21 protein-coding genes are annotated in these 23,357 nt (G+C 62.8%); 14 read left to right on the plus strand and 7 right to left on the minus strand.

Translation table 11 applies throughout. From position 1 onward, the window contains the following. Nucleotides 1–16: 16 nt before the first annotated feature. On the plus strand, nt 17–1,012 hold the full coding sequence (locus LKX83_RS20145) for a zinc-dependent alcohol dehydrogenase family protein (protein ID WP_227884250.1): 996 nt from the start codon (nt 17–19) through the stop codon (nt 1,010–1,012). A 365-nt stretch (nt 1,013–1,377) separates the two neighbouring features. Continuing rightward, a complete protein-coding gene (locus LKX83_RS20150; RefSeq protein WP_227884253.1) occupies nt 1,378–2,409 on the plus strand; it encodes a LacI family DNA-binding transcriptional regulator in 1,032 nt (343 codons plus the stop codon). A 629-nt stretch (nt 2,410–3,038) separates the two neighbouring features. Here LKX83_RS20150 and LKX83_RS20155 read toward each other — a convergent pair. Both LKX83_RS20155 and LKX83_RS20160 read right to left on the minus strand, forming a co-directional pair. Then, nucleotides 3,039–4,106 carry a Gfo/Idh/MocA family protein gene (locus LKX83_RS20155; RefSeq protein ID WP_227884255.1) on the minus strand — a complete coding sequence of 356 codons (1,068 nt, stop codon included), beginning with the start codon at nt 4,104–4,106 and terminating at the stop codon, nt 3,039–3,041. After that, entirely contained in the window at nt 4,103–5,197 is a 1,095-nt protein-coding gene (locus LKX83_RS20160) for an FG-GAP repeat domain-containing protein (protein WP_227884257.1), read from the minus strand. The genes LKX83_RS20155 and LKX83_RS20160 overlap by 4 nt, the downstream gene beginning before the upstream one ends. Nucleotides 5,198–5,377: 180 nt before the next feature. Between LKX83_RS20160 and LKX83_RS20165 the strand changes: the two genes are divergently transcribed. Continuing rightward, nucleotides 5,378–6,214: a helix-turn-helix transcriptional regulator gene (locus LKX83_RS20165; protein WP_227884259.1), complete on the plus strand. Its 837-nt coding sequence runs from the start codon at nt 5,378–5,380 to the stop codon at nt 6,212–6,214. Here the strand turns inward: LKX83_RS20165 and LKX83_RS20170 are convergent. Further along, complete coding sequence (locus LKX83_RS20170) at nt 6,211–7,086, minus strand: helix-turn-helix transcriptional regulator (RefSeq protein WP_227884260.1); 876 nt, start codon at nt 7,084–7,086, stop codon at nt 6,211–6,213. The two genes, LKX83_RS20165 and LKX83_RS20170, sit on opposite strands and share 4 nt — an antisense overlap. Before the next feature lie 241 nt (nt 7,087–7,327). Between LKX83_RS20170 and LKX83_RS20175 the strand changes: the two genes are divergently transcribed. From LKX83_RS20175 to msrA, 3 genes are all read left to right on the plus strand, one after another. Then, the gene (locus LKX83_RS20175) at nt 7,328–9,190 is read left to right on the plus strand and encodes a beta-L-arabinofuranosidase domain-containing protein (protein WP_227884262.1); all 1,863 of its coding nucleotides are present in this window, start codon (nt 7,328–7,330) and stop codon (nt 9,188–9,190) included. Between the two features lie 67 nt (nt 9,191–9,257). Next, entirely contained in the window at nt 9,258–9,608 is a 351-nt protein-coding gene (locus LKX83_RS34720) for a hypothetical protein (RefSeq protein ID WP_465249336.1), read from the plus strand. Nucleotides 9,609–9,700: 92 nt separating this feature from the next. Beyond that, complete coding sequence (gene msrA / locus LKX83_RS20185; protein WP_227884265.1) at nt 9,701–10,714, plus strand: peptide-methionine (S)-S-oxide reductase MsrA; 1,014 nt, start codon at nt 9,701–9,703, stop codon at nt 10,712–10,714. Here msrA and LKX83_RS20190 read toward each other — a convergent pair. Beyond that, the gene (locus LKX83_RS20190) at nt 10,711–11,460 is read right to left on the minus strand and encodes an MBL fold metallo-hydrolase (protein ID WP_227884267.1); all 750 of its coding nucleotides are present in this window, start codon (nt 11,458–11,460) and stop codon (nt 10,711–10,713) included. The two genes, msrA and LKX83_RS20190, sit on opposite strands and share 4 nt — an antisense overlap. Before the next feature lie 485 nt (nt 11,461–11,945). Between LKX83_RS20190 and LKX83_RS20195 the strand changes: the two genes are divergently transcribed. From LKX83_RS20195 to LKX83_RS20215, 5 genes are all read left to right on the plus strand, one after another. Next, complete coding sequence (locus LKX83_RS20195; protein ID WP_227884269.1) at nt 11,946–12,971, plus strand: methyltransferase domain-containing protein; 1,026 nt, start codon at nt 11,946–11,948, stop codon at nt 12,969–12,971. 163 nt (nt 12,972–13,134) lie between these two features. Next, nucleotides 13,135–13,479: an ArsR/SmtB family transcription factor gene (locus LKX83_RS20200; RefSeq protein WP_227884271.1), complete on the plus strand. Its 345-nt coding sequence runs from the start codon at nt 13,135–13,137 to the stop codon at nt 13,477–13,479. Between the two features lie 35 nt (nt 13,480–13,514). Further along, on the plus strand, nt 13,515–14,009 hold the full coding sequence (locus tag LKX83_RS20205) for an NUDIX domain-containing protein (protein WP_227884272.1): 495 nt from the start codon (nt 13,515–13,517) through the stop codon (nt 14,007–14,009). 116 nt (nt 14,010–14,125) lie between these two features. Next, nucleotides 14,126–15,541 carry an FAD-binding oxidoreductase gene (locus LKX83_RS20210; protein WP_227884274.1) on the plus strand — a complete coding sequence of 472 codons (1,416 nt, stop codon included), beginning with the start codon at nt 14,126–14,128 and terminating at the stop codon, nt 15,539–15,541. Next, the gene (locus LKX83_RS20215; RefSeq protein ID WP_370639104.1) at nt 15,534–16,916 is read left to right on the plus strand and encodes a (Fe-S)-binding protein; all 1,383 of its coding nucleotides are present in this window, start codon (nt 15,534–15,536) and stop codon (nt 16,914–16,916) included. The genes LKX83_RS20210 and LKX83_RS20215 overlap by 8 nt, the downstream gene beginning before the upstream one ends. Here LKX83_RS20215 and LKX83_RS20220 read toward each other — a convergent pair. After that, nucleotides 16,861–17,868 carry a DMT family transporter gene (locus LKX83_RS20220; protein ID WP_227884276.1) on the minus strand — a complete coding sequence of 336 codons (1,008 nt, stop codon included), beginning with the start codon at nt 17,866–17,868 and terminating at the stop codon, nt 16,861–16,863. The genes LKX83_RS20215 and LKX83_RS20220 overlap by 56 nt on opposite strands. A 114-nt stretch (nt 17,869–17,982) precedes the next feature. Between LKX83_RS20220 and pdxR the strand changes: the two genes are divergently transcribed. Then, a complete protein-coding gene (gene pdxR, locus LKX83_RS20225; RefSeq protein WP_227884278.1) occupies nt 17,983–19,440 on the plus strand; it encodes a MocR-like pyridoxine biosynthesis transcription factor PdxR in 1,458 nt (485 codons plus the stop codon). A 180-nt stretch (nt 19,441–19,620) separates the two neighbouring features. Here the strand turns inward: pdxR and LKX83_RS20230 are convergent, their stop codons facing one another. Together LKX83_RS20230 and LKX83_RS20235 are read right to left on the minus strand one after the other, a co-directional pair. After that, complete coding sequence (locus LKX83_RS20230) at nt 19,621–20,037, minus strand: NUDIX hydrolase (protein WP_227884280.1); 417 nt, start codon at nt 20,035–20,037, stop codon at nt 19,621–19,623. Between the two features lie 35 nt (nt 20,038–20,072). Beyond that, nucleotides 20,073–20,636: a TetR/AcrR family transcriptional regulator gene (locus LKX83_RS20235; RefSeq protein ID WP_227884282.1), complete on the minus strand. Its 564-nt coding sequence runs from the start codon at nt 20,634–20,636 to the stop codon at nt 20,073–20,075. A 147-nt stretch (nt 20,637–20,783) separates the two neighbouring features. On the opposite strand from LKX83_RS20235, the gene LKX83_RS20240 reads away from it, so the two are divergent. After that, on the plus strand, nt 20,784–21,314 hold the full coding sequence (locus LKX83_RS20240) for a cupin domain-containing protein (protein WP_227884284.1): 531 nt from the start codon (nt 20,784–20,786) through the stop codon (nt 21,312–21,314). A gap of 284 nt (nt 21,315–21,598) precedes the next feature. Further along, a complete protein-coding gene (gene abc-f, locus LKX83_RS20245) occupies nt 21,599–23,209 on the plus strand; it encodes a ribosomal protection-like ABC-F family protein (RefSeq protein WP_227884286.1) in 1,611 nt (536 codons plus the stop codon). Nucleotides 23,210–23,357 lie beyond the last annotated feature (148 nt).

The following is a 23,357-nucleotide window of genomic DNA, read 5'->3' on the forward strand; positions in this document are numbered from 1 at the left end:
GACGAGGAGGCAGCTTATGAAAGCGATCGTTATCGAAGCGCCGCGCCGCGCGGCCGTCAAGGAGGTCCCGTATCCGTCCCCGCGTCCGGACGAAGTCGTCGTCGCGGTCGAACGGGTCGGCATTTGCGGGACCGACTTTCATATTTTCGAAGGGGAGTTCCTTTCCCCTTATCCGCTCATCCCGGGGCATGAATTTTCGGGAACGATTCACGAGGTCGGGTCTGACGTGACGAATTTGGCCGTCGGCGACCGGGTGACGGCGGACCCTTCACTGTTTTGCGGACGCTGCCGCTACTGCCTGACCGGATCGGGCAACCAGTGCGAATCGTGGGGGGCGTTGGGGAATACCGTCAACGGCAGCATGGCGGAGTTCGTCGCGGTGCCTGCCGCCAATGTCGTCTTGCTGCCGGACGACATGTCGTTCGCCACGGCCGCGTTTATCGAGCCGATGGCGTGCGTCGTCCATGCGATGAACCGGCTCCGGCTGCGCGCGGGGCAGTCCGTGCTCCTGTTCGGCGCCGGCGCCATGGGCTTGCAGCTCGTGCAGGCGCTATCCCAGTCCGGCGCGTCGGAGCTTGCGGTCGTAGACGTCTCCGACCGCAAGCTGGAGATGGCGCGCTCGCTCGGCGCGACCGAGGGGATTCGGGTCCGGGAGCGGGATCGGCTCGCGGGGCGGCGGTACGACGTCGTCATTGACGCGACCGGGATCCCGGCCGTCATCGAGGAGGCGCTGACGTACGTGGGGCCGGCCGGAACGTATTTGCAATTTGGCGTCGCGCCGGTCGGGACGCAGGTGCGTCTGGACCCGTTCGAGCTGTACCGTCGGGACTGGACGATTCTCGGGTCGATGGCGATCAACCGGACGTTCCTGCCCGCGTTCGATTGGGTGAAGACGGGGCGCATCGCGCTTGAACCGCTCGTCTCCAAGGTCATCTCGCTGGAGGAGACGCCGGCCTTTTTGGCCGCGCCTAAAGATCCTGAGCTGTGGAAGGTGCAGATCCAAATCCGTTGAGCGTGAGAACGTTTCGCAGCGGGGGGCTTTCTTTCGCTCGATTTCACCTGCGGGAGAGCTTCCTGCCGCTTGAATTCGAAACAGATGAGCTTCCTTCCGCTTGAATTCGTTGCAGGAGGTTTTTCTCCGCTCGATTTCGCTCTAGGAGAGTTTCCTTTCGCTTGAAATCGTTTCAGGAGAGCTTCTTCCCGCTCGATTTCGCTGCAAGAGAGCTTTCTCCCGCTTGAATTCGATGCAGGAGGTTTTCCTTCCATTCGATTGGGAGGGGAAATAGTTGGAAGAATTTGATAAACTGCTCGCGAGGTGATAGTGTGGAACCATATGGAGCCGAAGGCAACGCGGCCAATCCCCGTATGGAGGACAGGATGGACAAGCACACCATTTATCACATTGCCGAGCGGGTCGGCGTCTCTCCTTCGACGGTGTCGCGGGCGCTGTCGGGCAGAGGCTACTGCGGACCGAAGACGAAGAGCCGGATCCTCGCCGCGGCCGAGGAGATGAACTACGCCCCGAACAGCGCGGGCAAGGCGCTGAAGATGAAGCAGACGAACAAGATTTTGTTCGCCGTGCCCGACATCTGCAATCCTTTCTACTTCGATATGATCAACGGCATCAATCAGGTGCTAGAGGAATACGGCTATCTATTGATTTTATTCTATACCAAGCACAGCCTGAAGGAAGAGCTCAAGGCGATCCAGAACGTGAAGGAAAAGGTCGCGGACGGCATGATCATGGTCTCCTTCGACTTCGGCGAAGCCAATATCGGGGCCATCAACGCGCTTCAGGCGCCGGTCGTGCTGACGAACAAGTATGTCTCCTCCGAAGGCAGCGACCGGTTCGACTACGTCTACGTGGACACATACGAGGGGATCAAGCTGGCGACCGGACATCTGCTGGAGCAAGGCCTGACGCGCATCGGCTTCATCGGAGGCAGCCTGGGCGAGCAGACCGGGCATCAACGGTTTTGCGGCTACCAGGATGCGATGGCCGCCGCGGGCCTGCCCTTCGACGAGCGTCTTGTCGCCGAATCCGACTACACGGAGCAGGGCGGCTATCTGGCGGCCCAAGCGATGCTGCGCGGGGCGGAACGGCCCGAGGGCATCGTGGCCGCCAACGACTTGATGGCCATCGGCGTCATGAAGGCATGCGAGGAGGCCGGGCTGCGCACGCCGGACGAGATGGCGATCGTCGGCATGGACAACCTGGATCTCGCCTCCCGGGTATATCCGAAGCTGACTTCCGTCGCGATGATGCAGGAGGAGATCGGCCGGCAGGCGGCGCGGCTGCTCATGGACCGCATTCGCGGCGTCCCCCGGGAGGGCGGAGAAATCCGGCTGCTGCCGAAGCTCGTCGTGCGGGAATCGAGCCGGATCGCCGCCAGCGGGGCAAAGCGGTGAAGGATAGAGCCGGCGGGTGCCGGAAAACAACAATGCGGCAAAGCGGCAAGGCGGCAAAGCCCAACCCGGATGCGATGGCATCCGGGTTGGGCTTTTCTTGCAGAGATCCGATGGATGCGAAAAATCGTATGCATGGGGATCGCGAGACGGTGATGAGGCCAAATGAATGCGAAAAACCGAATACATTGGGGTCGCGGGGCGGCGATGAGGTCAAATGTATGCGAAAAATCGAATACATCGGGGTCACGGGGTGGCGATGAGGTCTCATGTATGCGAAAAATCGAATACATCGGGGTCGCGGGGCGGCGATGAGGCCAAATGTATGCGAAAAATCGAATACATTGGGGCGCGAGGGGCGATGAGGTCTCATGTATGCGAATAATCGTATACATCGGGGCCGCGAGGCGGCGATGAGGTCTCATGTATGCGAAAAATCGAATACATTGGGGTCACGGGGCGGCGGCGCGGTCCCATTTATACGAAAAATCGAATACATCGGGGCCGCGGGACGGTCGTACGGTCCGACCTTATGCGACCGTCCGCCTGCGAACACCGAACCATCCCAACGGTAACTTACGACCATCCGCCCGCCAACATCGAACCACCCCGGCGCCAGTCCGCAACGCGGATCACACCTCGCCGTAGTGGCGGATCCGGTAATCGACGTACGACTCCGCAAAGGCGAGATCCTCCAGCGCTTCGGCCGCCTCGCAAGGGGCCGGACGCTCCCCCCGGACGGCCGCGAGAAAGTTGATCGCCTGTTGGCGCATCGCCGAGACATTGGGCAGCACGGGGCTGTACCTGATCGCTTCGCCGACGGCCACGTTGTCCTGCAGGACCGTGACGGCGCCCGGGTGCTGCCGGGCGAGTGGAGCCGGAAGGTCCACTCGGACAAAGCCCCGCTCGAACGCGACGAGCACTTGCTCGTGCCATTCGTGCGAGGTGGCGTAGGGCGCCATCTCGAGCGTGACGGTGACGCCGCCGCCGCTTTCGCCGGCGAGGAGAACGCCGGCACGATCGGCGAACGTCAGCCGGTAATCCTCCCCTAGAAAAAAACGGATGGCGTTCACTTGGTGAATATAGTAGTTGACGAAGCTGTCCAGCAGCGCCGTCTGACGCTCCGTGTAGCGTTCCGGACCGGGCTCCAGCGTGACGGGCGGATACGGCTCGTCTGTGCCGAGCGGTCGGTCGGCGCCTGCGATCCAATCTCCGGGAGGCATCGTCACCCGGATGTAGCGCATGCTGCCGTAATCTCCCGAAGACCTCCAGGCGTCGATCGTTCGCTTGGCATACGCCATCGCGGGATCGGACCGCTTGTGGTAGCCGACCATGTGCAGAGCGCCGCTTTCCCGACCGATCCGCACGAGCTCCCGGCCGGCCGCAGCGGTTAGCGCCAGCGGCTTTTCCGTCAGGATGGGGATTCCCGCCCGCAAAAGATCGGGCACGATCGCAGCATGATGGCGAAACGGCTGCGGCGCGACGATTGCGTCCAACCGGGTGCGCGCGAGCAGCTCGCGGTGATCCTCGTATACCTCCGGCACCCCGTAGCGGTCCGCCACCAGCCGGGCCATGCGCGAGCGCGGCTCGGCCAAAGCGACCACTTCACACTGCTCCGTCAACGCCGCATAGTTGGACAGGTGCGCCATCTGACCCATGCCGCCGACGCCGACGAAGCCGATCCTCAGCTTTCCGTTCATCCTTTTTCGCCTCCCGGGCCCAAATTCTCGAACAGGTACAATCCGTCTTTGCCGGGCGCGACGATGTCGGGATAGCCGTTGCCGGTCAGATCCTCCGTCCAGAAGAAAATGCCCGCGCCGGACGCCTCGCCCGCCGGTCCGTAGTCGATGACGTGCTTTGCGAACCGCCCGTCCTCGAGCTTGTAGTAGTAAAGACCGATCGGATCGTGCGCGCCGGGATCCCCGTCGTTGTGCGCGCGATACCGCTTGCCGGTCACCAGCTCCGGCACGCCGTCCCCGTCCAGATCGACGAGCTGCAGATCGTGAAACTGCGATCCGGAACCGTCAATCTCATGGCGGATCCAGGATCGGGTGCCGTCCGCCGCGCGCCGCTGCTCGTACCAATGCAATCCATAATCGTGCGCTTGGCCGACGATCAGATCCGTCAGGCCGTCTCCGTTGACGTCCCAGCCGAGAATCGGAACGCTCGCAGAGCCGAGATCGAACTCGCGATGGAACGTCCAAGGACCCGCCGCGGGATCGATCGGTTGCTCGAGCCAGCCGCTCGAAAGGATGACGTCGAGCCGTCCGTTGCCGGTCAGGTCGGCGAATCCCATGCCGTGTCTGCTCGCTTCGGCGCCGATGACGTGCCGGGCGAACCGGCCGTTCGCCCTGCCATTGGCGTCCCGCAGCAGCTTGTAGTAGGCTTGGGGCTCCGACGGCGTATTCGGGAAGATCTCCGGCGTCCCGCAGCCGTCGATGTCGCAAAAGCGGATCGTCTCGATGCTGCCGCAGACGTCGATGTCGAACGTTTGCCATTCTTCGTCCGCTTGGCCTGGGTTGCGCCGCCAACGGAGCGTTTGCCCCCACCACCCGCCCGTGACGATGTCCAGGCGGCCGTCGCCGTTTACGTCCAGGGGAAAGTCGGAAAAGTCGTCGTAATACTCGTTGACCGCCGTCACCTCGCAGATGCGATGCTTCCGGACGTAATCCGGTCCTTCGTACCAATAGGCACCGCTCACGATATCCGGGATTCCGTCTTCATTGACGTCGAATACCGAGCACGCCTCGTATTTCTCCGCGGACAATCGCCGCTTGGCGAATCGAAGCAAGCCGATCCATCCTCCTTTGCCGGCGCCGGCGGTTCCGGGCTGCCGGACGAGTAGCGAAGCGCCGTTCCTTCTTCCGGAAGGAGATTGCGCTTTCACGCCTAATGTATATAGAAACGCAAACGGGAACAATGGCGATTCTTGCGAAGTCGGCTATCCGATCTTGCGATAGGGGGAAAAGGGATGGAGGAGGCGTCGGTCGTCATCCGTTCGCCTGTTCTGCTGGGTGGGCAAATCTTCGAATGCAGCAAGGAACGTCCTTTCTCGCTGCAGATGCACAAGCACGACCAGATGAGCGAAATGCTTTTCGTTGACCGGGGCGGGGGCGTCTTCGGGATCGACGGCCGGACGTACGAGGCGACTGCCGGCACGCTGCTGCTCTACCATCGCGGCGTCTGGCACGAGGAGCAGTCGACCGTCTATCCATTCCGGGCGCTGTACGTCGGGTTCCGCGGACTGGCGCTGCGGGGGATGCCCCCGGACTTTTTTTTGGCGCCGGGAACGGCGCCGGTGCTGCCGCTGGGCGACCGGGCCGACGCGTTTGCGCGCGAGCTCGGGGCGTGCATCCGGGAAGCGGCGGACGTCGGGCCGGAATCGCGCAACATCGCGAACCATCTCCTCGGCGCGCTGCTGGGGAGACTGGCCCGCGACGTCCACGGGAAAACGGCGGCAGCCGCGTCCCGCAAGCCGGGGCGGGCGGCGGTCCTGACCGCCATGCGGTACATGGAGGAGCATTACGACCGGCCGATCACGCTAGACTCGCTGGCCAGGCTGGCCTATGTCAACGCCTACCACCTCGCGCATCTATTCAAGGAAGAGACGGGAGCGAGCCCGATCCAATTCCTGATCGGATGCCGGATGGAGGCGGCCAAACGCTATCTCGCGCTCGGGATCCTTTCGGTCCGGGAGATCGCCGAACGCGTCGGCTATCAGAGCGAGACGACATTCCAGCGGACGTTCAAGCGCCATACGGGGTTAACGCCCGGCCAGTACCGCGACAGCGGCCGCAACCGCGACTAGCGCCCCCCGCTTTCCCGGTAGCGCATCCGGTATTCGCGCGGCCGGCAGCCGGCATGCTTGGCGAAGCAGCGCACGAAAAACGGAAACGAACCGAAGCCGACCGCCTCGGCGATACGGCCGACCGGCTCGTCGGTATGGACGAGCAATCCTTTGGCCTGTTCGATGCGATAGCGGGTCACGTATTCGAGCGGCGTGCAGCCGAAGACGGCTTTCATGCAGCGGGCGATGTAGGCAGGGTGAAAATGCACCGCCTCGGCCAGCTCCGCATAGGAGAGCGACCGCCGATGGTGTGTCCGCAGAAACGCGGCCGCCTGCTCGGCGACCGCCAGCTGCGGGTGGCGCGAAGCCGGCTGGACGGGCTCGGGCAGCAGCTGCAGCAGCAATTCCTGGAACAGCTTCTGCTGCTTCAGGCGGTCGACGGCGTACGGCTCGCGGTCGAGCCGGTGCAGCTCGTCCATCAGTCCGAAGACGGCGGAGGGCTGACGCATTCGTCCGAACCGGGGGATCTGATAGGTGAACTGGTTCACCTGGACGTAAGGATTGTCGTCGATCGGATCGAGGGAGATCTGGGTGGACGTCGTCTCGTGCCACGCGCCAAGCATCTGAAGATGCAGCCAGTAAAAATGCGTCTCCTGCGTGCATGGTTTGGCGGCACGGTGGGAGCGGTCCGGCCGCAAAATCAGATAGCCGCCTGCCGTAACGTCGTAGACAGCGTCTTCCTCGGCCATATGCAGACAGCCTCGATCGACCGCCAGCAGATCGAAGACGCCGATGTCTTTGCGGGAGGCGTGAGAGACGCCGGGTGCGTATGTGTCCTCCCCGCTCAAAATGTAATGGGGCAGCGGGGGCGAGATGAACCGGATTTCCGACATCGGAATGACGACCTCCTGGAGTGCGGGATACGCAGGCGGTTTTGCGCGATTCCTTTCATTGTACGTCCCAAATCGCATTCAGGCAAAAGATTGCGATAAATCTGGCCTGAAGAAGCCTTTTTTCACCCTATCATAAGTTCAGATCGGACAATTTCAGGTCGTGATCCGATATTCTATCTACGCTTCGCGCCGTGATATATTCCCCATGAGAACGAAAAGACAAAGGAGAGGTATATCCGATATGAAGCTGCACGCTACGGCTTTCGAATCGCTGCCGCTCGGCCGGATCAAGCCGCTTGGCTGGCTCCGGGATCAGCTCCGCTTGCAGGCGGACGGGCTGACCGGGCATCTGGAGGAACACTGGAAGGACGTCGGGCCGGACAACGGATGGATCGGCGGACAAGGCGAGAGCTGGGAACGGGGGCCTTACTACCTGGACGGCCTCGTGCCGCTCGCGTACCTGCTGGAGGACGAGCGCCTCATCGCCAAAGCCCGGCGCTGGATCGAGTGGTCGCTCGCCAGCCAGCAAGAGGACGGATCCTTCGGGCCGGACCGCATCTCGACGGTTAACGCCGAAGTGGCCTCGCAGGACTGGTGGCATTACATGATCATGCTGAAGGTGATGATCCAATTCGAAGAGGCGACCGGCGACGCGCGCATCGTGCCGTTCCTCGTGAAGTTTTTCCGCTACGTCGCGAGGCATATCGACGAATGTCCGCTTCGGGAATGGGCGGTGCCGCGGGGAGCGGAGCTGATGCTCGCGCTGCACTGGACGTACCGGCGAACCGGCGAGCCGTTTTTGCTGGAACTGTCCGGCGTTGTATCGCGGCAGACGACGGACTGGACCGGCATTCTGGAGCGGTTCCCGTTCTGGCGGAAGGTCGAGCATTGGGATCACCGGACGCACGTCGTCAACGTCGCGATGGGCGTGAAGACGCCGGGACTTCGTTATGAGCTCGATGGCAGCGCGGAGCAAGAGGAAGCCGTTCGCAAGGGCATCGACAGCCTCATGACGCATCACGGCCAAGCGCATGGCATGTTTTCCGGCGACGAATGGCTTTCCGGCACGCACCCCTCCCAGGGCGTCGAGCTGTGCGCCGTCGTGGAATACATGTACACGATGGAGCAGCTGGTCCGAATCTTCGGGGACGGCCGATACGGCGATATCCTGGAAAAAGTCGCCTTCAACGCGCTTCCGGCCGCCATCTCCGCCGATTGGACGTCGCACCAGTACGACCAGCAGGTGAACCAGGTCGTATGCAACGTAGCCAAGCGGGACTGGAGCAACGGCGACGAAGCCAACTTGTTCGGCCTGGAGCCTCATTTCGGCTGCTGCACCGCGAACATGCACCAGGGCTGGCCGAAGCTCGTCTCGCATGCGTGGATGTCGGACGGAGCCGGCGGGCTTGCGGTGGTGTCGTATGCGCCTTGCGAGGTGCGGACGACGGTCGGCTCGGGCGTCGAAGCGGCGCTGACGGTCTCCGGCGACTATCCGTTTCGCGAATCGGTCGCGATCGGTCTCGCGCTCGCCCGGCCGGAGCGCTTTGCCTTGCATCTGCGACTTCCCGCATGGTGCGAAGCTCCCCGTCTGTACCTGAACGGGAGCGAGCTGCAAATCCCGCAAGCGGAGAAGGGATTCGTCCGTGTAGAACGGGAGTGGCAAGACGGCGACCGGCTCGAGCTCCGGCTGCCGATGCGGACCGTGACGTCGACGCGCAATTTGTACGCGGTCAGCGTCGAACGGGGGCCGCTCGTCTATGCGCTGCCGATCGGAGAGCAATGGTTGCCGCATGTTCGGCGCGAGCGGTTCAGCGATTGGGAGATTTATCCGACGACCGCCTGGCGATACGGCCTGCTGCAGGACGTCGGGTTCGAGCCGGTGCTCGGGGAGATGACCCGGCAGCCGTTCCTCGCCCGGGAGGCGCCGGTCAAGCTGCGGACGAAAGGAATGCTGGTGCGCAATTGGCCGATGGAAGGCAGCAGCGCGGGCGCGCCGCCGCTGAATCCGCATACGGAGGGGCAGGAGGCGGTGGAGCTGGAGCTGGTTCCTTACGGCAGCGCGAAGCTTCGTATCGGAGAGTTCCCCGTCGTCCATGGGAAGTGAAGGGTTACGGCGCAATTCCCGGACGCCCGCGATTTGCGCGCATATAAATGGGGAGGGGGAAATAGGAATGGTAAAGGGTCGGTGGCAGCCGACCCTTTACCCGACGGCCGATAACGGCGGCGGCGCTGCGTATGGTTCGTTTTTCGACAAGACCGATTCCCGGGCGGGGCGGTCTTATTTCTTTTTGCCGACGGTGTTTACAATACTGACGACAAGGGCCAGCAACGCAACGACGAACGTCCCGAATCCGATCATCAAGCTCAATGCGTCTCTAATCGTCACCCGACTCGCCTCCCTTCCGGAAGGATCGCCGACCGCCCTTATCCTTGCTGTCGAAGGACATTTGTCCTTGTTATCACTTTATGAAGCGACATATTCAAATATTACGGACGGCCATACAAAATATGGAAGGGTTTGAACGGCTTGCCCCTTTCCGGGTAAAGTAGTCATAGAAGAGGGGCCGGGAGCAGCGAACAAGGCCGCAGACCCGGCGCGAGGAGGAGATTCGCATTGACAGCCTACGAAGAAAAAACGGAGCTGGCCACGTTCGCGGGCGGCTGTTTTTGGTGCATGGTGAAGCCGTTCGACGAGCTGCCGGGCATCCGCTCCGTCGTCTCTGGCTACACTGGCGGGCATCGGCCGAATCCGACCTACGAGGAGGTCGGATCCGAGACGACGGGGCACGCCGAGGCGGTGCAGATCGTCTTCGAGCCCGACCGATTTCCCTATGAACGACTGCTGGAGCTGTTCTGGATGCAGATCGATCCGACGGATGCCGGCGGACAATTCGAAGACCGCGGCGTTTCGTACCGGACCGCGATTTTCTACCACGGCGAGGCGCAGCGCAAGGCGGCCGAAGCGTCAAAGCGCGCGCTCGCGGCCAGCGGCAGGTACAAGAAGCCGATCGTGACCGAGATCGTGCAGGCCGGCCCGTTTTATCCGGCGGAAGACGTCCACCAGCATTACTACAAGTCGCATCCGTACGACTACAAGCGCTATCTCGAAGGCTCCGGCAGGGAAGCGTACCTGCAGCGGACCTGGCACCGGCCGGAGGACGAGCGGCGGCTGCTGGCGCAGCTGTCCGAGCCGCAATACGCCGTCATCCGGCGGGGGAAAACGGAGCCGCCCTTCGACAACGCCTACTGGAATTGCGATCGGCCGGGCTTGTACGTCGACGCGGCGAACGGCGACCCGCTCTTCAGCTCCGCCGACAAGTTCGATTCGGGCACCGGGTGGCCGAGCTTCGCGAAGCCGGTCGAAGAGGGCTTCATCCGCAGAACGGCCGAGCTCGGAGGCGGGCGGCCGCGCACCGCCTTGCGCAGCCGGCTGTCCGGTAATCATCTGGGCTACTTGCTGCATGACGGTCCCGGGCCGGATAAGCTGCACTACCGGATCCACTCGGCCGCGCTTCGCTTCGTGCCCCTCGAGGAGATGGCGCGGCAGGGCTACGGCCGATACGTATCCGCTGTCCGGTCCGATGCGGACCCGGCGGAAACGTGCGAGCCCCGCAGCCGGGAGTCCTAATCCCCGGCGATGGCCTCGAGCCGCGCACGGACGTCGCCGCGGTAGAGGCCGCCGTGATAGCAAATGACAGTAGCGATCTCGTAGGATGCCAATCGCCGGATCGACGCCAACGCCTGCGGCATGTCGAGCGTCGTCCGAGGGTCCGGTCCCCGGAGTTCCTCCTCGATGACGGTCAATGCGTCGGCCGCGATCAAGGTACGGCTGGCGGGATGGTAAAGGCTGATGTGTCCCGGCGTATGGCCGGGCGTGGCGACGACTTCGACGCCTCCGGCATAGGGGAGCGTCTCGCCGCCGGTCAGCGCGCGATCGACGGCGGCGCGCGGCGGCTGCTCCAGCGTACGCCGAAACGCTTGTTTCCAAGCGTCCGGCACCGCGTCGGGCAAAGCCGCAACGGCCGCTTCAATTGCCTCGGGCGAGAGCTTGAGCGGTTGGCGGTCGCCTTGGATGTAGGGCTGTTCCTCTTCGTGGGCGAGCACTTCGATCCCCGTTGGAGCCATCTCGAGCAGGGCGGGCAGCGAGCCGACGTGATCCAAGTCCTGGTGGGTGAGGAGGACGGCGCTCAGCCGTTCGAGCGGAACGCCGCGCTCTTCAAGCGCTGCGCGGATCAGGTCCTGTTGGCCCGGATAGCCGGCGTCCACGAGAACGGCGTGGCGGTCGTCGGTCAGCAGGGTGGGGTAGATCGTCTCGGTGTTGCCCATCATCGTCGCGGAGATGGGCAGCAAAGCGATGCCGGGGGAAATGTTCATCTTCGTGCTCCTCTCGAAATCGTCTGGCCGACGCCGGACTCGGAAAAGAGCGCAGCAAGCGGCAAAAGTCATCGTATCAGAGCAAATACGTTATGTAAATACATTAAATATTAATCATAACACAAAAATAATATTTTGTCAATATATTTTTCGGCTCCCATTTGCCGCTCATTATGCTATAATCGAATTATTCGTAAACGGGAGGGATAAGTCGTGATGATGATGGCCGTATTCTTGGCAGACGTTATCGGTTGATTTCCAACTGAATAACGCGTTCGCGGAGGAAGCCCGGACCGATAAGGCCAGGGCCTGATTTCTGATTCGCTCCGCGCGCTGCCCGGAATGACGGAAGCTCACACGACTTATGCCAAGGATCCCCTCAGCGGGGTCTGTCTCGGCGTGCCCTTGAAGGCGCGAGTGAACATCTGTTCATTCGCGTCTTTTTTGTGCCGCTATCACCCTTTACGAAGGAGCTGTCGATGCTCATGACACGTTATTTCGCAACCGTCCTGCCCGGCTTGGAGGACGTTTTGACCGCGGAGATCCGGACCCGGCTGCCCGAAGCGGCGCTGCTCGGCGCCGAGCGGGGCAAGGTAATCTTCGCGGCCGATCTTCCCTTCGATTCTTTCCCGCTGCTGCGCACGGCGGACAATCTGTACCGGCTGCTTCTCCGCTTCGCCGTCGGCCCCCACAAGTCGGACCTGGTCCGGCTGGAGCGGGACGTCTCCGAGCTCGAACCGGCGGACTTGCTTCCCGGATGGGCGAAAGGAAAAATCGCTTATCAGATTCACGCGAGCCGCGTCGGGCCGCATACCTACTCCCGTTTCGAAGCGGCCGACGCAGCCGCCCGGGGGATCGAACGCCGCTGCGGGCGGCGGCTTCGCCGCGACCCCGATTCGCATGCGCTGGAGTTCCGGCTGGATATCGCGCACGACCGGGCCGCCTTCTCCTTGCGTCTCACCGATGCCGCGTACCGCTTCCGCGGCGCGCAGCGGACGTTTACGCGCGCCGCGTTGCGGCCGACTGTCGCGCACGCCCTCGTCTGGTTGTCCGGTCCCGCGCCCGGCGACCGCTTCGTCGATCCCTGCTGCGGGTCGGGGACGCTGCTAGGCGAACGGCTCGCCTATCCTTACGCCGCGCTGGCGGGCGGCGATCTATCCGAGGAGGCCGTCGCTGCGGCGAAAGCGAACGTCGGGACGCATCCCGGGGTTCGCATCCGGCATTGGGATGCCCGGCGGCTGCCGCTCGACGCCGCTTCCGCGGACAAGATCGCGGCCAACCTGCCCTTCGGGCGACAGATCGCGGCGGACGAGCCGCTCGCAGCGCTGTACCGCGGGATGCTGGGCGAAATGCGGCGGGTGCTCGCGCCGGGAGGCCGGGCGATCGTACTCACGGACGCCCGAGAAGCGTTGCTCGCCGCCGCCGCAGACGCACAGCTGCGCGCATTCGAGAAAGCGGCGCTTAGCCTGAAGGGGCTGCAACCCTCGGTGTACGCCCTGACGCGGGATTGAGGCTCCGGCCCGGAGGGGACGGCGCATCGCCTCCGGGCGCCTTTGCGAGACGGCGGACCTTCGTTCTCCAAAAGCAGCGCACGCCCGCGCTTCGCGTGGTATAATGGAGGGTAAGAATTTCGGACGTACGTTTCATCATGCCGCGAATGGAGAAGATTTTGCTATGAACACGACGACGCTTAGCGCGCTAGCCGAGCCCAATCGCCTGCACATTGTCGAGCTGCTCCGCGACGGGCCCCGCCCGGTCGGGGAGATTGCCGACCGGCTGCAGCTGCATCAACCGCAAGTGTCCAAACATCTGCGCGTGCTTAGCGAGGCCGGCCTCGTCGAAGTGAAGCCCGTCGCCCAAATGCGCATCTACAGGCTTCGTCCGCAGCCGTTCAACGAATTGGACGACTGGTTGAAGTCGTTCCGGCGCGCCTGGGAGGACCGGTTCGACCAGCTCGACCAGTATTTGCAGGAGCTGCAGCGTCAGTCGGCTGATCCCGCCCCGTCACAGGAACCCTAAGTCTGAATCGTTGGAAAAGGACGGGAGGGATGGCGATGTCGAGTGTGGAGGTCGACTGGGGCGGCCCGGTCCGATTGACCTGGCATACCGACTGCGAACCGGAGCGGGCGCTCGTCACCAGCGTGCACGGAATGGCCTTTCACAATGGGGAGCTGATGCTGGTCGACGTCCGCGGACGCGGGTGGGACATCCCGGGCGGCCACATCGAGGCGGGCGAGACGCCCGAGATGTGCTTTCTCCGGGAGGCGCTGGAGGAGGGCTGCGTCGAAGGGCGCTGCGAGCCGCTCGGCGCGGTGTCGGTCGACCATCGCGGCAATCCGCGATGGAGCGAGAGCGGCCCATACCCGCGTGTCGGGTATCAGGCTTTTTACGTCATGAGGATCGAGCGGCTGCATCCTTTCGACGCCAAGCACGAATGCGCGGGGAGAATGTTCGTCGCGCCCGAGGACGCAGCCTTGCACTACGAAGGCTGGAACGCCGTTTTTCAGGATATTCTGGATGCGGCCCTTCGCCGTTTGCGGCCGGATTGACGGACCGCTCGCGGCGAAGCGCCTCATGGAGCCCCTATACAAAATCGGCGGCTTCCCCTATACTATATCCAAAGTCATCAGATGACCTGACTAATTGGAGAGCGAGGAATCAAGCGATGTTAGACGCGGCATTGACCCGACGGCTTCGCAACATCGTCGGCGACAAGTTTTTTCGGGATGATTCGGAGGCGCGGGTCGCCCATTCGTACGACGGGACGCCGATGCTGCAGTCGCTGCCGGACGGCGTCATCTATCCGGAGACGACGGGGCAGGTATCCGAAATCATGCAGGCGCTTTCCGCCCATCGGGTGCCCGTCGTTACCCGCGGATCCGGGTCGAATCTGTGCGGAGGCACAGTGCCGATCCAGGGCGGCGTCGTGATGGTGATGCATAGGATGAACCGGATTCTCGAGGTCGATATGGAAAACCTTACGGCGACCGTGCAGCCCGGCCTGATCACGGCGAGCTTCATCGCGCACATCGAGTCGCTCGGGTTGTTCTACCCGCCGGACCCGAGCAGCATGCGGATCTCGACGATCGGCGGCAATATCGCCGAATGCTCGGGCGGGCTGCGCGGGTTGAAGTACGGCACGACCAAGGACTACGTCATCGGGCTCGAAGCCGTGCTGGCGAGCGGCGAGATCGTCCGGACCGGCGGCAAGCTGATGAAGGACGTCGCGGGCTACGACCTTACCAAGCTGCTGGTCGGCTCGGAGGGGACGCTCGCCATCGTGACCGAGGCGACGCTGAAGCTCGTGCCCCCGCCCGCCAGCAAAAAGACGATGCTCGCCATGTACAAGGATCTGTATGGGGCGGCGCGAACCGTCTCGCGCATCATCGAAAGCAAGATCATCCCCGCGACGCTGGAGATCATGGACAATCCGACGATCCGCGTCGTCGACGATTTCGCCAAGCTCGGGCTGCCCCGGGACATGGCGGCCATCCTGTTGATCGAGCAAGACGGCGATCCGGAGACGGTGGAGCGGGATATCGCCCGCATCCAAGAGATTTGCGATAGCGAACAAGCGGATCGCGTCGAGGTCGCCGAAAGCCGCGAGCATGCCGAACGGCTGCTGACGGCCCGGCGCAGCGCGTTCACGGCGCTCGCGCGGCTGCGGCCAACGACGATGCTGGAGGATGCGACGGTGCCGCGTTCGCGCATCGCGGACATGGTGCTGCGGATCGAGGAGATCGCCCGCAAGCACGGTGTCTCGATCGCCACGTTCGGCCACGCGGGGGACGGCAATTTGCACCCGACGGCGACGACGGACGCGCGGGACGCGGACGAGGTGCACCGCGTCGAACTGGCGTTCGAGGAAATTTTCGAGGCGGCGATCGCGCTCGGCGGGACGATCACGGGTGAGCATGGCGTCGGCATGGTCAAGGCGCCTTTCCTCGAGTGGAAGGTCGGCGCGGCGGGAATGGAAGTGATGAAGGGAATCAAGCGCGCGTTCGACCCGGACCACCTGCTCAATCCGGGCAAGATGTTCGCTAAGGAGACGAGAAAAAGGGTGGTGATCGAACGTGGCTAATCCGACCGAAACGTCCGCATATCCGAAAAAGCCGGCGATCAATCATGCGAATCCGTTATCCCGCACGCTGCTCGCCAAGCTCGATTACGATCAACTGACGAACTGCATGCGCTGCGGCTTTTGCCTGCCGGCCTGTCCGACCTTCCGGGAAACGGGATTGGAGCCCGAATCGCCAAGGGGCCGCATCGCGCTCATGAAAGCGGTGGCCGACGGCCTTATGGAGCCTGATCAAGCGTTCGCCGACCAGATGAATCACTGTCTTGGCTGCCGCGCCTGCGAGCCGGCCTGCCCGGCCGACGTCAAATACGGCCAGCTGATCGAGCAAGCCCGGGACGCGATCGAGGATCATGCCGAACACGGGCTCCCGGTAAAAGGCATCCGCAACCTCTTTTTCAAAGGCGTCTTTCCGCATCGCGGCCGGCTGAAGTGGATGGGCAAGGGGATTGCGCTCTACCAGAAGTCCGGCCTGCGCAGCGTCGTTCGCGGTGCCGGCCTATTGCGGCTCCTGCCGAAGCCGGTGCGTGAGATGGAGGGCATTATCCCGGAGGCATCAGGCCAGGGCGTGGTCGAGCGGATCGGCACCTTCTATCCCGCCAAGGGCGAGGCGATCGCCCGCGTCGCTTTGTTCCGAGGCTGCATCATGGACGTTTTGTTCGCCGAGACGAACGTGAATACCGTCAAGCTGCTGTCCGAAGCGGGCTTCGAGGTCGTCATCCCGCCGACCCAGACCTGCTGCGGCGCGCTGCACGCGCATAGCGGGGAGATGGAGCAGGCGCGCGAGCTCGCACGTTCGAATCTGCGGGCGTTCGAAGAAGCCGGCGTCAGCTACATCGTTTCGAACGCGGGCGGCTGCGGCGCGCTGCTCGTCGAGTACGACCATCTACTGCACGACGATCCCGCATACCGCGAGCTGGCTGCGAAGTTCGCCGCACGGGTCGTGGACATCAGCCAGCTGCTCGTTTCGCGAGGCCGGATCCCCGCTTTCGACGAAGCGGCCGCGACCGCCGCCGAGCCGGTGACGATCACCTACCAAGACTCCTGCCACCTGCGCAACGTCATGAAGAGCGGAAACGCGCCGCGCCAGCTCATGCGGAGCGTCGCGAACGCGACTTTCGTCGAGATGCAGGAGGCGGACCGCTGCTGCGGCTCTGCCGGTATATACAACGTCACGCAACCGGAGATGGCGGGCCAGATCCTGGATCACAAGATGGAACACGCCAATCGGACCGGCGCCCGGTATTTGCTCACGAGCAATCCGGGGTGCCTGCTCCAGATGAAGCTCGGCGTCAGCAAGCATGGAGATCCCGCCGCCATGGAAGTCAAGCATGTGGTGGATTTTCTGTACGAACGTATCGCGGATCGCTCGGATCCGTGACTGCGCGCCCCTCGCCTCGACGGCGGGGGGCGTTTTGCCGTTTGCCGGACCCCTTCATCGTTCCGCGCTTGGACACGAGGGCGACGCCGGCAAGGACGAAGGCGCAGCCGAATGCGTGTATCCAAGACAGAGGTTCATGCAGCAAGGTATAGGACAAGACCAGCGTGCTGATGGGGATGATGCTCGTATATACGCCCGCGGTTCCCGCCGGCACACGCGATATGCCGCGGAACCAGAGGACGTACGCCAGCAAGGTGATGATCAAACCGTTATAAGCCAACACGGCCCAGCTCCGCCAGCCGAGGCTGAAGATCTCGAAGCTGCGGAGCTCGGCGCCCGCGACCGGCAGGAACATCAAAAAGGAAAAAAGGATGACGTAGGATGTACCGGCGAGGGAAGATACTTGGCTGGCCGTCAGTTTCCGCAGAATCAAGAGCATCGCCTCGCCGACGACGGCCGCGAAGACGAGCAGGAGACCAAGCGCGGAGGCTGCCGCGGCGGCATGGCCCGCCGAGATCCACTCGAACATCCGGATGCTCGCGACGCCGGTCAGCGCGCAAAGCACGCCGAGCGCGCCGCGCCAGCTCAGGCGCTCCCGCAGTAGCGGGTACGAGAGCACCGCGACGACGGCTGGCGTCAGGCTGGTCACGATACCGGCCTCGGATGCGGTGACGAGACGGAGGCCGTACAGCATGAACACGCGGAACAAAAACATGCCGAGCAGCGCCTGCGCAATCAGGAGAAGCACGTCCTTTCGCGTAACCCGGAGCGAGAGGCCGCGCCGGAACGCGAGAATCGGTACGAGCGCGAGGAGGGCGATGGCCAGCGAAGCGGCTTGGGAAAAGAAGACGGGCATCTGCTCCGTCGTCCATTTGCCGACGACGACGGAGCTGCCGATAATGACGGTGGCAAGCGTAAGCTCGACATAGGCGAGCTTGGGCGGGGTTTGCAAATTCGGGCAACTCCTTCGCAAGGGGATGAGGTATACTGTAGCAAGATCTACTGGTCGGCAAAAGGGCCGTTTGAAGGCGAATTTGACAGTACCACTTGGAAAGGAGCGAGGTTCATGTGGTTTGCGATCGATCGGCGAGAGACCGTTCCGTTGTTCCGCCAAGTGCTCGAAGCGTTTCGCGAAGCGATCCTGACGGGCCGGATGCCGGCGGGCGCGAAGCTTCCGTCGACGCGGGAGCTCGCCGGGGAGCTTGGAATCTCGCGTAACGTCGCGCTCGAAGCATACGAGCAGCTGCTGGCCGAAGGCTACATTGTGGGGCGGCCGGGCGCAGGCACTTATGTCGCCGACGGTGCCTGCATGAAGGAGTATGAAAGCGGAAAAGCGCCGAGCGCACCGGAGAATCGCAAGGCCGATGCCGTGACGCGGAAGGTCGGCGCGGCCATCTCGTTCAAAACGGGGCAGCCCGCGGCGGACCGTTTCCCGCTTCGCTTGTGGGGGACGCTGCTGCAGCGCGCCGCGGCGAACATCGCCCCCGACGATCTCGGCTACGGCGACCCCGCAGGTTGGGCGGCTTTGCGGCGAGAGCTGGCGGATCACCTGTGGCGGACCCGCGGCGTCGTTTGCCGGCCCGAGCAGGTCCTCGTGACGAACGGAGCCGTTCAGGCGCTCAACCTGCTTACGCGGCTTTTGCTGCGCGCGGGTGACGAAATCATCTTGGAGGATCCGACGAACGAGGATTTGAAGACGCTTTTCGCGTCTACGGGCGCGACGATCATCTCGGTCCGCGCGGACGACGAGGGACTCGATCCCCGCCTGCTGCCTCAGCAAATCCGCCCGAAATGCGTTTACGTGACGCCGTCCCATCATTTTCCGCTCGGCGGCGTCCTGCCGATCCAGCGGCGCATCGCGCTCTTGTCCTACCTTCGCCGGGGAGACGGCTATCTGATCGAAGACGACTACGACAGCGAATTCCGTTACGACGGACCGCCGATCCATTCGCTGCAAAGTCTCGATCCCGAGCGGGTCGTTTACGTCGGTACGTTCAGCAAGACGATGTTTCCCGCGCTGCGCATCGGCTTCATGGTGCTGCCGGAGCCGCTCGTGGCCGGCGCCAGGGCGCTTAAGCGGCTGTCGGACTTCCAGACGCCGATCCTCGACCAGCTCGCGCTCGCCCGTTTTCTGGAGGAAGGTCACCTGCGGGCGCACTTACAGAAGATGAAAAAGCTGTACCACAAAAAACGGAACCGCCTGGTTCAAGCTATGGAGGTGCATTGGACGAAAGAATACCGCATACTCGGCCAAGCGGTCGGCCTGCATCTGGCCGTCTCCTTCGCGGCGGACTTCCCGCCGGACGCGGTGCGGCGCATGGCCGAAGCGGGGGTCGAAGCGGGAATTCTACCGAAGCGTAAGATGCTGCTGGGCTATGGTCATCTGAGCGAAACGGAGATCGAAGAAGGGGTGCGCCGTCTTGGCCGGGCGCTGGACCTGCGGAAGAGAGAAAGCGGAAAAAGCGAATTTGAAGCGGCGCTCACGCCCGAGAAGAAGGCCGAAAGGACGAGCGTCGAGGGCTGAAGGGGCGGGTGATGAAGGCCGAAAGGACGAAGGGCGAGCGTTGGAGGCTGAAGTGGAAACGGTGTTCCGCAGACGGCGGAAACGGGAATGGCTGCCGAAAGGTCGCGCGCAGGCCAGCCGCCGGAAGAAGGCATGCAAGCCGGCTGGCGGCAGCATGCGGTAGAGGCGAGTGCGCCGACCTTAGTCGGCCAGAAGCAAATCGCGCCGCATTTTCACCTGCTCGATCATATGACCGATGTTGCCCTCTCCCGCGAACATCGACAAGTCGAAGAAGTTTTGATCCAGATCCGACCAATACAATTCGTTTTCGTCGCCGAATACCGCCATGTCGGCTTTCAGCCTGCCGGCGTACACCTCCACGTAGCAATTTTGCCAGTAGTAGGTGAGGTCCATGACATGATGCAGCTTGATGCGTTCGCCCGGAATGCCCGTCTCTTCGTACAGCTCCCGATACGCGGCTTCCTGGCCCGTTTCTCCCGTTTCGATTTTGCCGCCGACGAGGTTGCTCAAGCCCTGATATGGATTTTTGCGGCGCTTGCACAGCAGCAGCCGATCCATGGCCGCGTTGTAGACCATCAGTACGTTGTAGCCTTGCACGAGCGAATCTTCCTTTCTCTGTCGTCCAGCAGTTGCTACGACCGTCCAAGCCCGTCTACGAAGCAGCCCAGACCGAGCTGAAACCCTTCGATAGGCAGACATTGCCGAACATGTCCGGTCAGCTCCAGCATGACGTATCCATGGACAAAGGCCCACGTGCCTAGCGTCGCCGCGGGCGCTTTCGCTTCGCCGACGAGCTCGCCCATTGCCGTCAGCATCGGAGCGAAGGCCGCGTCCGAAGCGGGCGACATTCCCTCAGAGAGCGGCGGAGCGTCCGCAAATAGAAGCCGGTACAGCTCGGGATGCCGCAGCGACCATTCGCGGTACGTCATTCCCATCGCATGGATGCGGCGACGGGGATCGGGCATCGCGAGCTCTGCGGCGCGCTTCAGCTCGGCGGCCAACATCAACAACCCTCGCTCCGCGATCTCGCGGAGCAGGGCGGCTTTGTCCGGGAAATGGTGATAGAGAGAGGATGGCCGGACCATCATCAACGCCGCGAGCCGCCGCATCGAGACCGCCTCGACGCCTTCCCGCTCCAATAGTTCGAACGTCTTTTCGATCAGTGCATGCTGGTCGATTTTTTTGATGTATACCATACCTAACAGTGTACGGTTTAAGGCGATTCGATGTCAATCCGGTTCCTAGTTTGCAAAACGTACGATGTTCGTCTTGACAACATCCGCCTACTCGCCTTATCTTGAAGACGTACATGGTTCGTTTTGAAACGAAGGGAGAGGAAAGCGATGGCGCAAGCGGGAGATTTGCTGGCGGACCCGTTACGGGGACAAAAGCTCGTCATTCGCAAGACGGCGAAGATGACCCGGGGAGAGGTGCTCGAGATGGAGGCGAGTTATGCGCCGGGCAGCGGCGCGCCGCCCGAACATCTGCACCCGGAGCAGGAGGAGCGATTCGAGGTGTTGACCGGCTGCGTTCATGCGCGAGTGAACGGGAAAGAGCGGATTTACCGGACCGGCGAACGCTTTCGGATACCGCCCGGCATGCGGCATACGATGTGGAACGGCGGGAACGAACCGGCCCGGCTTCTCTGGGAGACGCTGCCGGCGCTCGATACCGAACGTTTTTTCGAAACGACCTTCGCGCTTTCCCGCGCTGGAAAAACGAATGCGGCCGGCGCGCCCAACCTGCTTCAGAGCGCATTGCTCATGCAGAGGTACAAGCGGGAGTTCCGGCTTGCCAATCCCCCGCGTTTCGTGCAAACCGCCATCTTCGGCCTGCTTGCGCCGATTGCCCGATTGCTGGGATATCGGGCGTAACGGATACGCAAGATTAGTCGCATACGACGCGCGGTTGCCAGAGACGGGAGAGTGTGGTAGAGTCGAGTCATCTGAAAAGAAATGGGTGAACCAAAGGCCGATGAACAACTAATCCTATCTACGGACAAGAAAAAATTCGCGAGAAACGGGTTTTTTCTGGATAGGATTCGTACGGTCTTTGGGAAGCTTGCAGCGCGGAACGGGCGCCCTTTTGGGCGTCTTCAATCCGTGCCGTCTTGCCTATGCCGCCTCCTATCCGGATTCCCGGACGGGAGGTTTTTTTGATGTTGCGAACGATAGTAGAGGCACATCAGTTGGAAAAATCGATCGGCGACAGACGCCTGTTCGCGATCCCGCTGCTGCGGATCGCCGAACGCGATCGGATCGGCATCGTCGGCCGCAACGGCGCCGGCAAGACGACGCTGCTCCGGCTATTGGCGGGTACCATCCGAGCGGATGGAGGCACCGTTGAGACGGGAGCTTCGCGAAGTCTGCTGCCTCAGCTCAAGCCGGACGCCGACGGGCTTAGCGGCGGGGAAACGGCGGCAAAGGCGATCGACGAGGCGCTCGCTCGAGACGCGGATGTGCTGTTCGCGGACGAGCCGACGATGCATCTGGACGCGCGGCGGATCGCGAAGCTGGAGGCGCAGTTGGACCGCTACCGGGGCGCCGTCGTCGTCGTCTCCCACGACCGCGCGTTTCTGGATCGGACGTGCGGCCGCATTTGGGCACTGGAGGACGAATCCGTTCAGGAATACAAAGGGAACTACAGCGACTATTTGGTCCAAAAGCAGGCGGAAAAAGAACGTCAACAGGCGGCATACGAGGCTTATATCGACAAAAGAATGCAGCTCGAGCAGGCCGTTCATCTCAAGGAGCGGAAAGCGAGCAAAATGATGAAGCCGCCTTCGCGCATGAGCACTTCGGAATCCCGTCTATACAAGACGGAGCACGGCAAAAAGCAGAAGGACGTGCACCGCGTCATCCGGTCGATCGAGACCCGTCTCGCGAAGCTGGAGCGCGTCGACAAGCCGAAGGAGCCTCCGACCGTTCGGATGGACATTCCGGGCGCGGAGCTGCTCCGGGGCAAGCAGCTCATCGTCGCTAATCGCGCGGAAGCTTCGGCCGGCGGGAGGACGTTGTGGCGAGAGGCGACGTTCCGCATTTCGGCCGGCGAGAAGGTCGCCCTGATCGGTCCGAACGGTTCGGGCAAGTCGACGCTGCTTCGCCAGCTGCTGCACGAAGACGGCGGATTCCGCCTCGGCGCGAACGTGAAGCCGGGCTATTTCAGCCAGAACCTGGATATTCTTCGGCCGGATCGGACGGTGCTGGCGAATGTTCTGGAAACGTCGGTCCATTCGGAGCCGCTCGTCCGCAACGTCCTGGCCCGTTTGCTGTTCCGCCAAGACGACGTGTTTAAGGCGGTCGCGGACTTGAGCGGCGGTGAACGGGTGAAGGCGGCTTTCGCCAAAGTGTTCTTAGGCGACATGAACGTATTGATCCTGGACGAGCCGACGACGTTTCTCGACCTGCCGACCGTCGAGGCGCTTGAAGAGCTGTTGATGCAGTACGAGGGCACGTTGCTGTTCGTCTCGCACGACCGTCGGTTCGTGGATCGCGTGGCGAGCCGCATTCTCTCGATCGAGGGCGATCGGGTCGTCTCGTTCGACGGCGGCTGGGAAGCGTATGAGGCGGCCAAACGAACGGCACGCCCGAACGACGTCAGCCGCAGGTCGGCGGAAGAGGAGTTGATGCGGACGGAGACGAGGCTGGCGGAGGTGATGGGCAAGCTCGGCATGCAGCCGCCGCCGGCCGAGGCGGAAGCGCTCGACGCCGCCTTCCGGGAGCTGGTCGCGGAGCGGAATCGGTTGCGCGGTCAGTTGGGCGGGAAGTAGGCGCCTTGCGGGGCGTCTCGTGTGCGGGAATAGGGAACAAATTGTTCCATAATGGTGTGGCGGGCGTCTCGTGTACGGGATTAGGGAACAAAATGTTCCTTAATGGTATGGCGGGCGTCTCGTTGGCGGGAATAGGGAACAGATTGTA

It is taken from the genome of Cohnella baijiui, assembly GCF_020731285.1.
Classification (GTDB): domain Bacteria; phylum Bacillota; class Bacilli; order Paenibacillales; family Paenibacillaceae; genus Cohnella.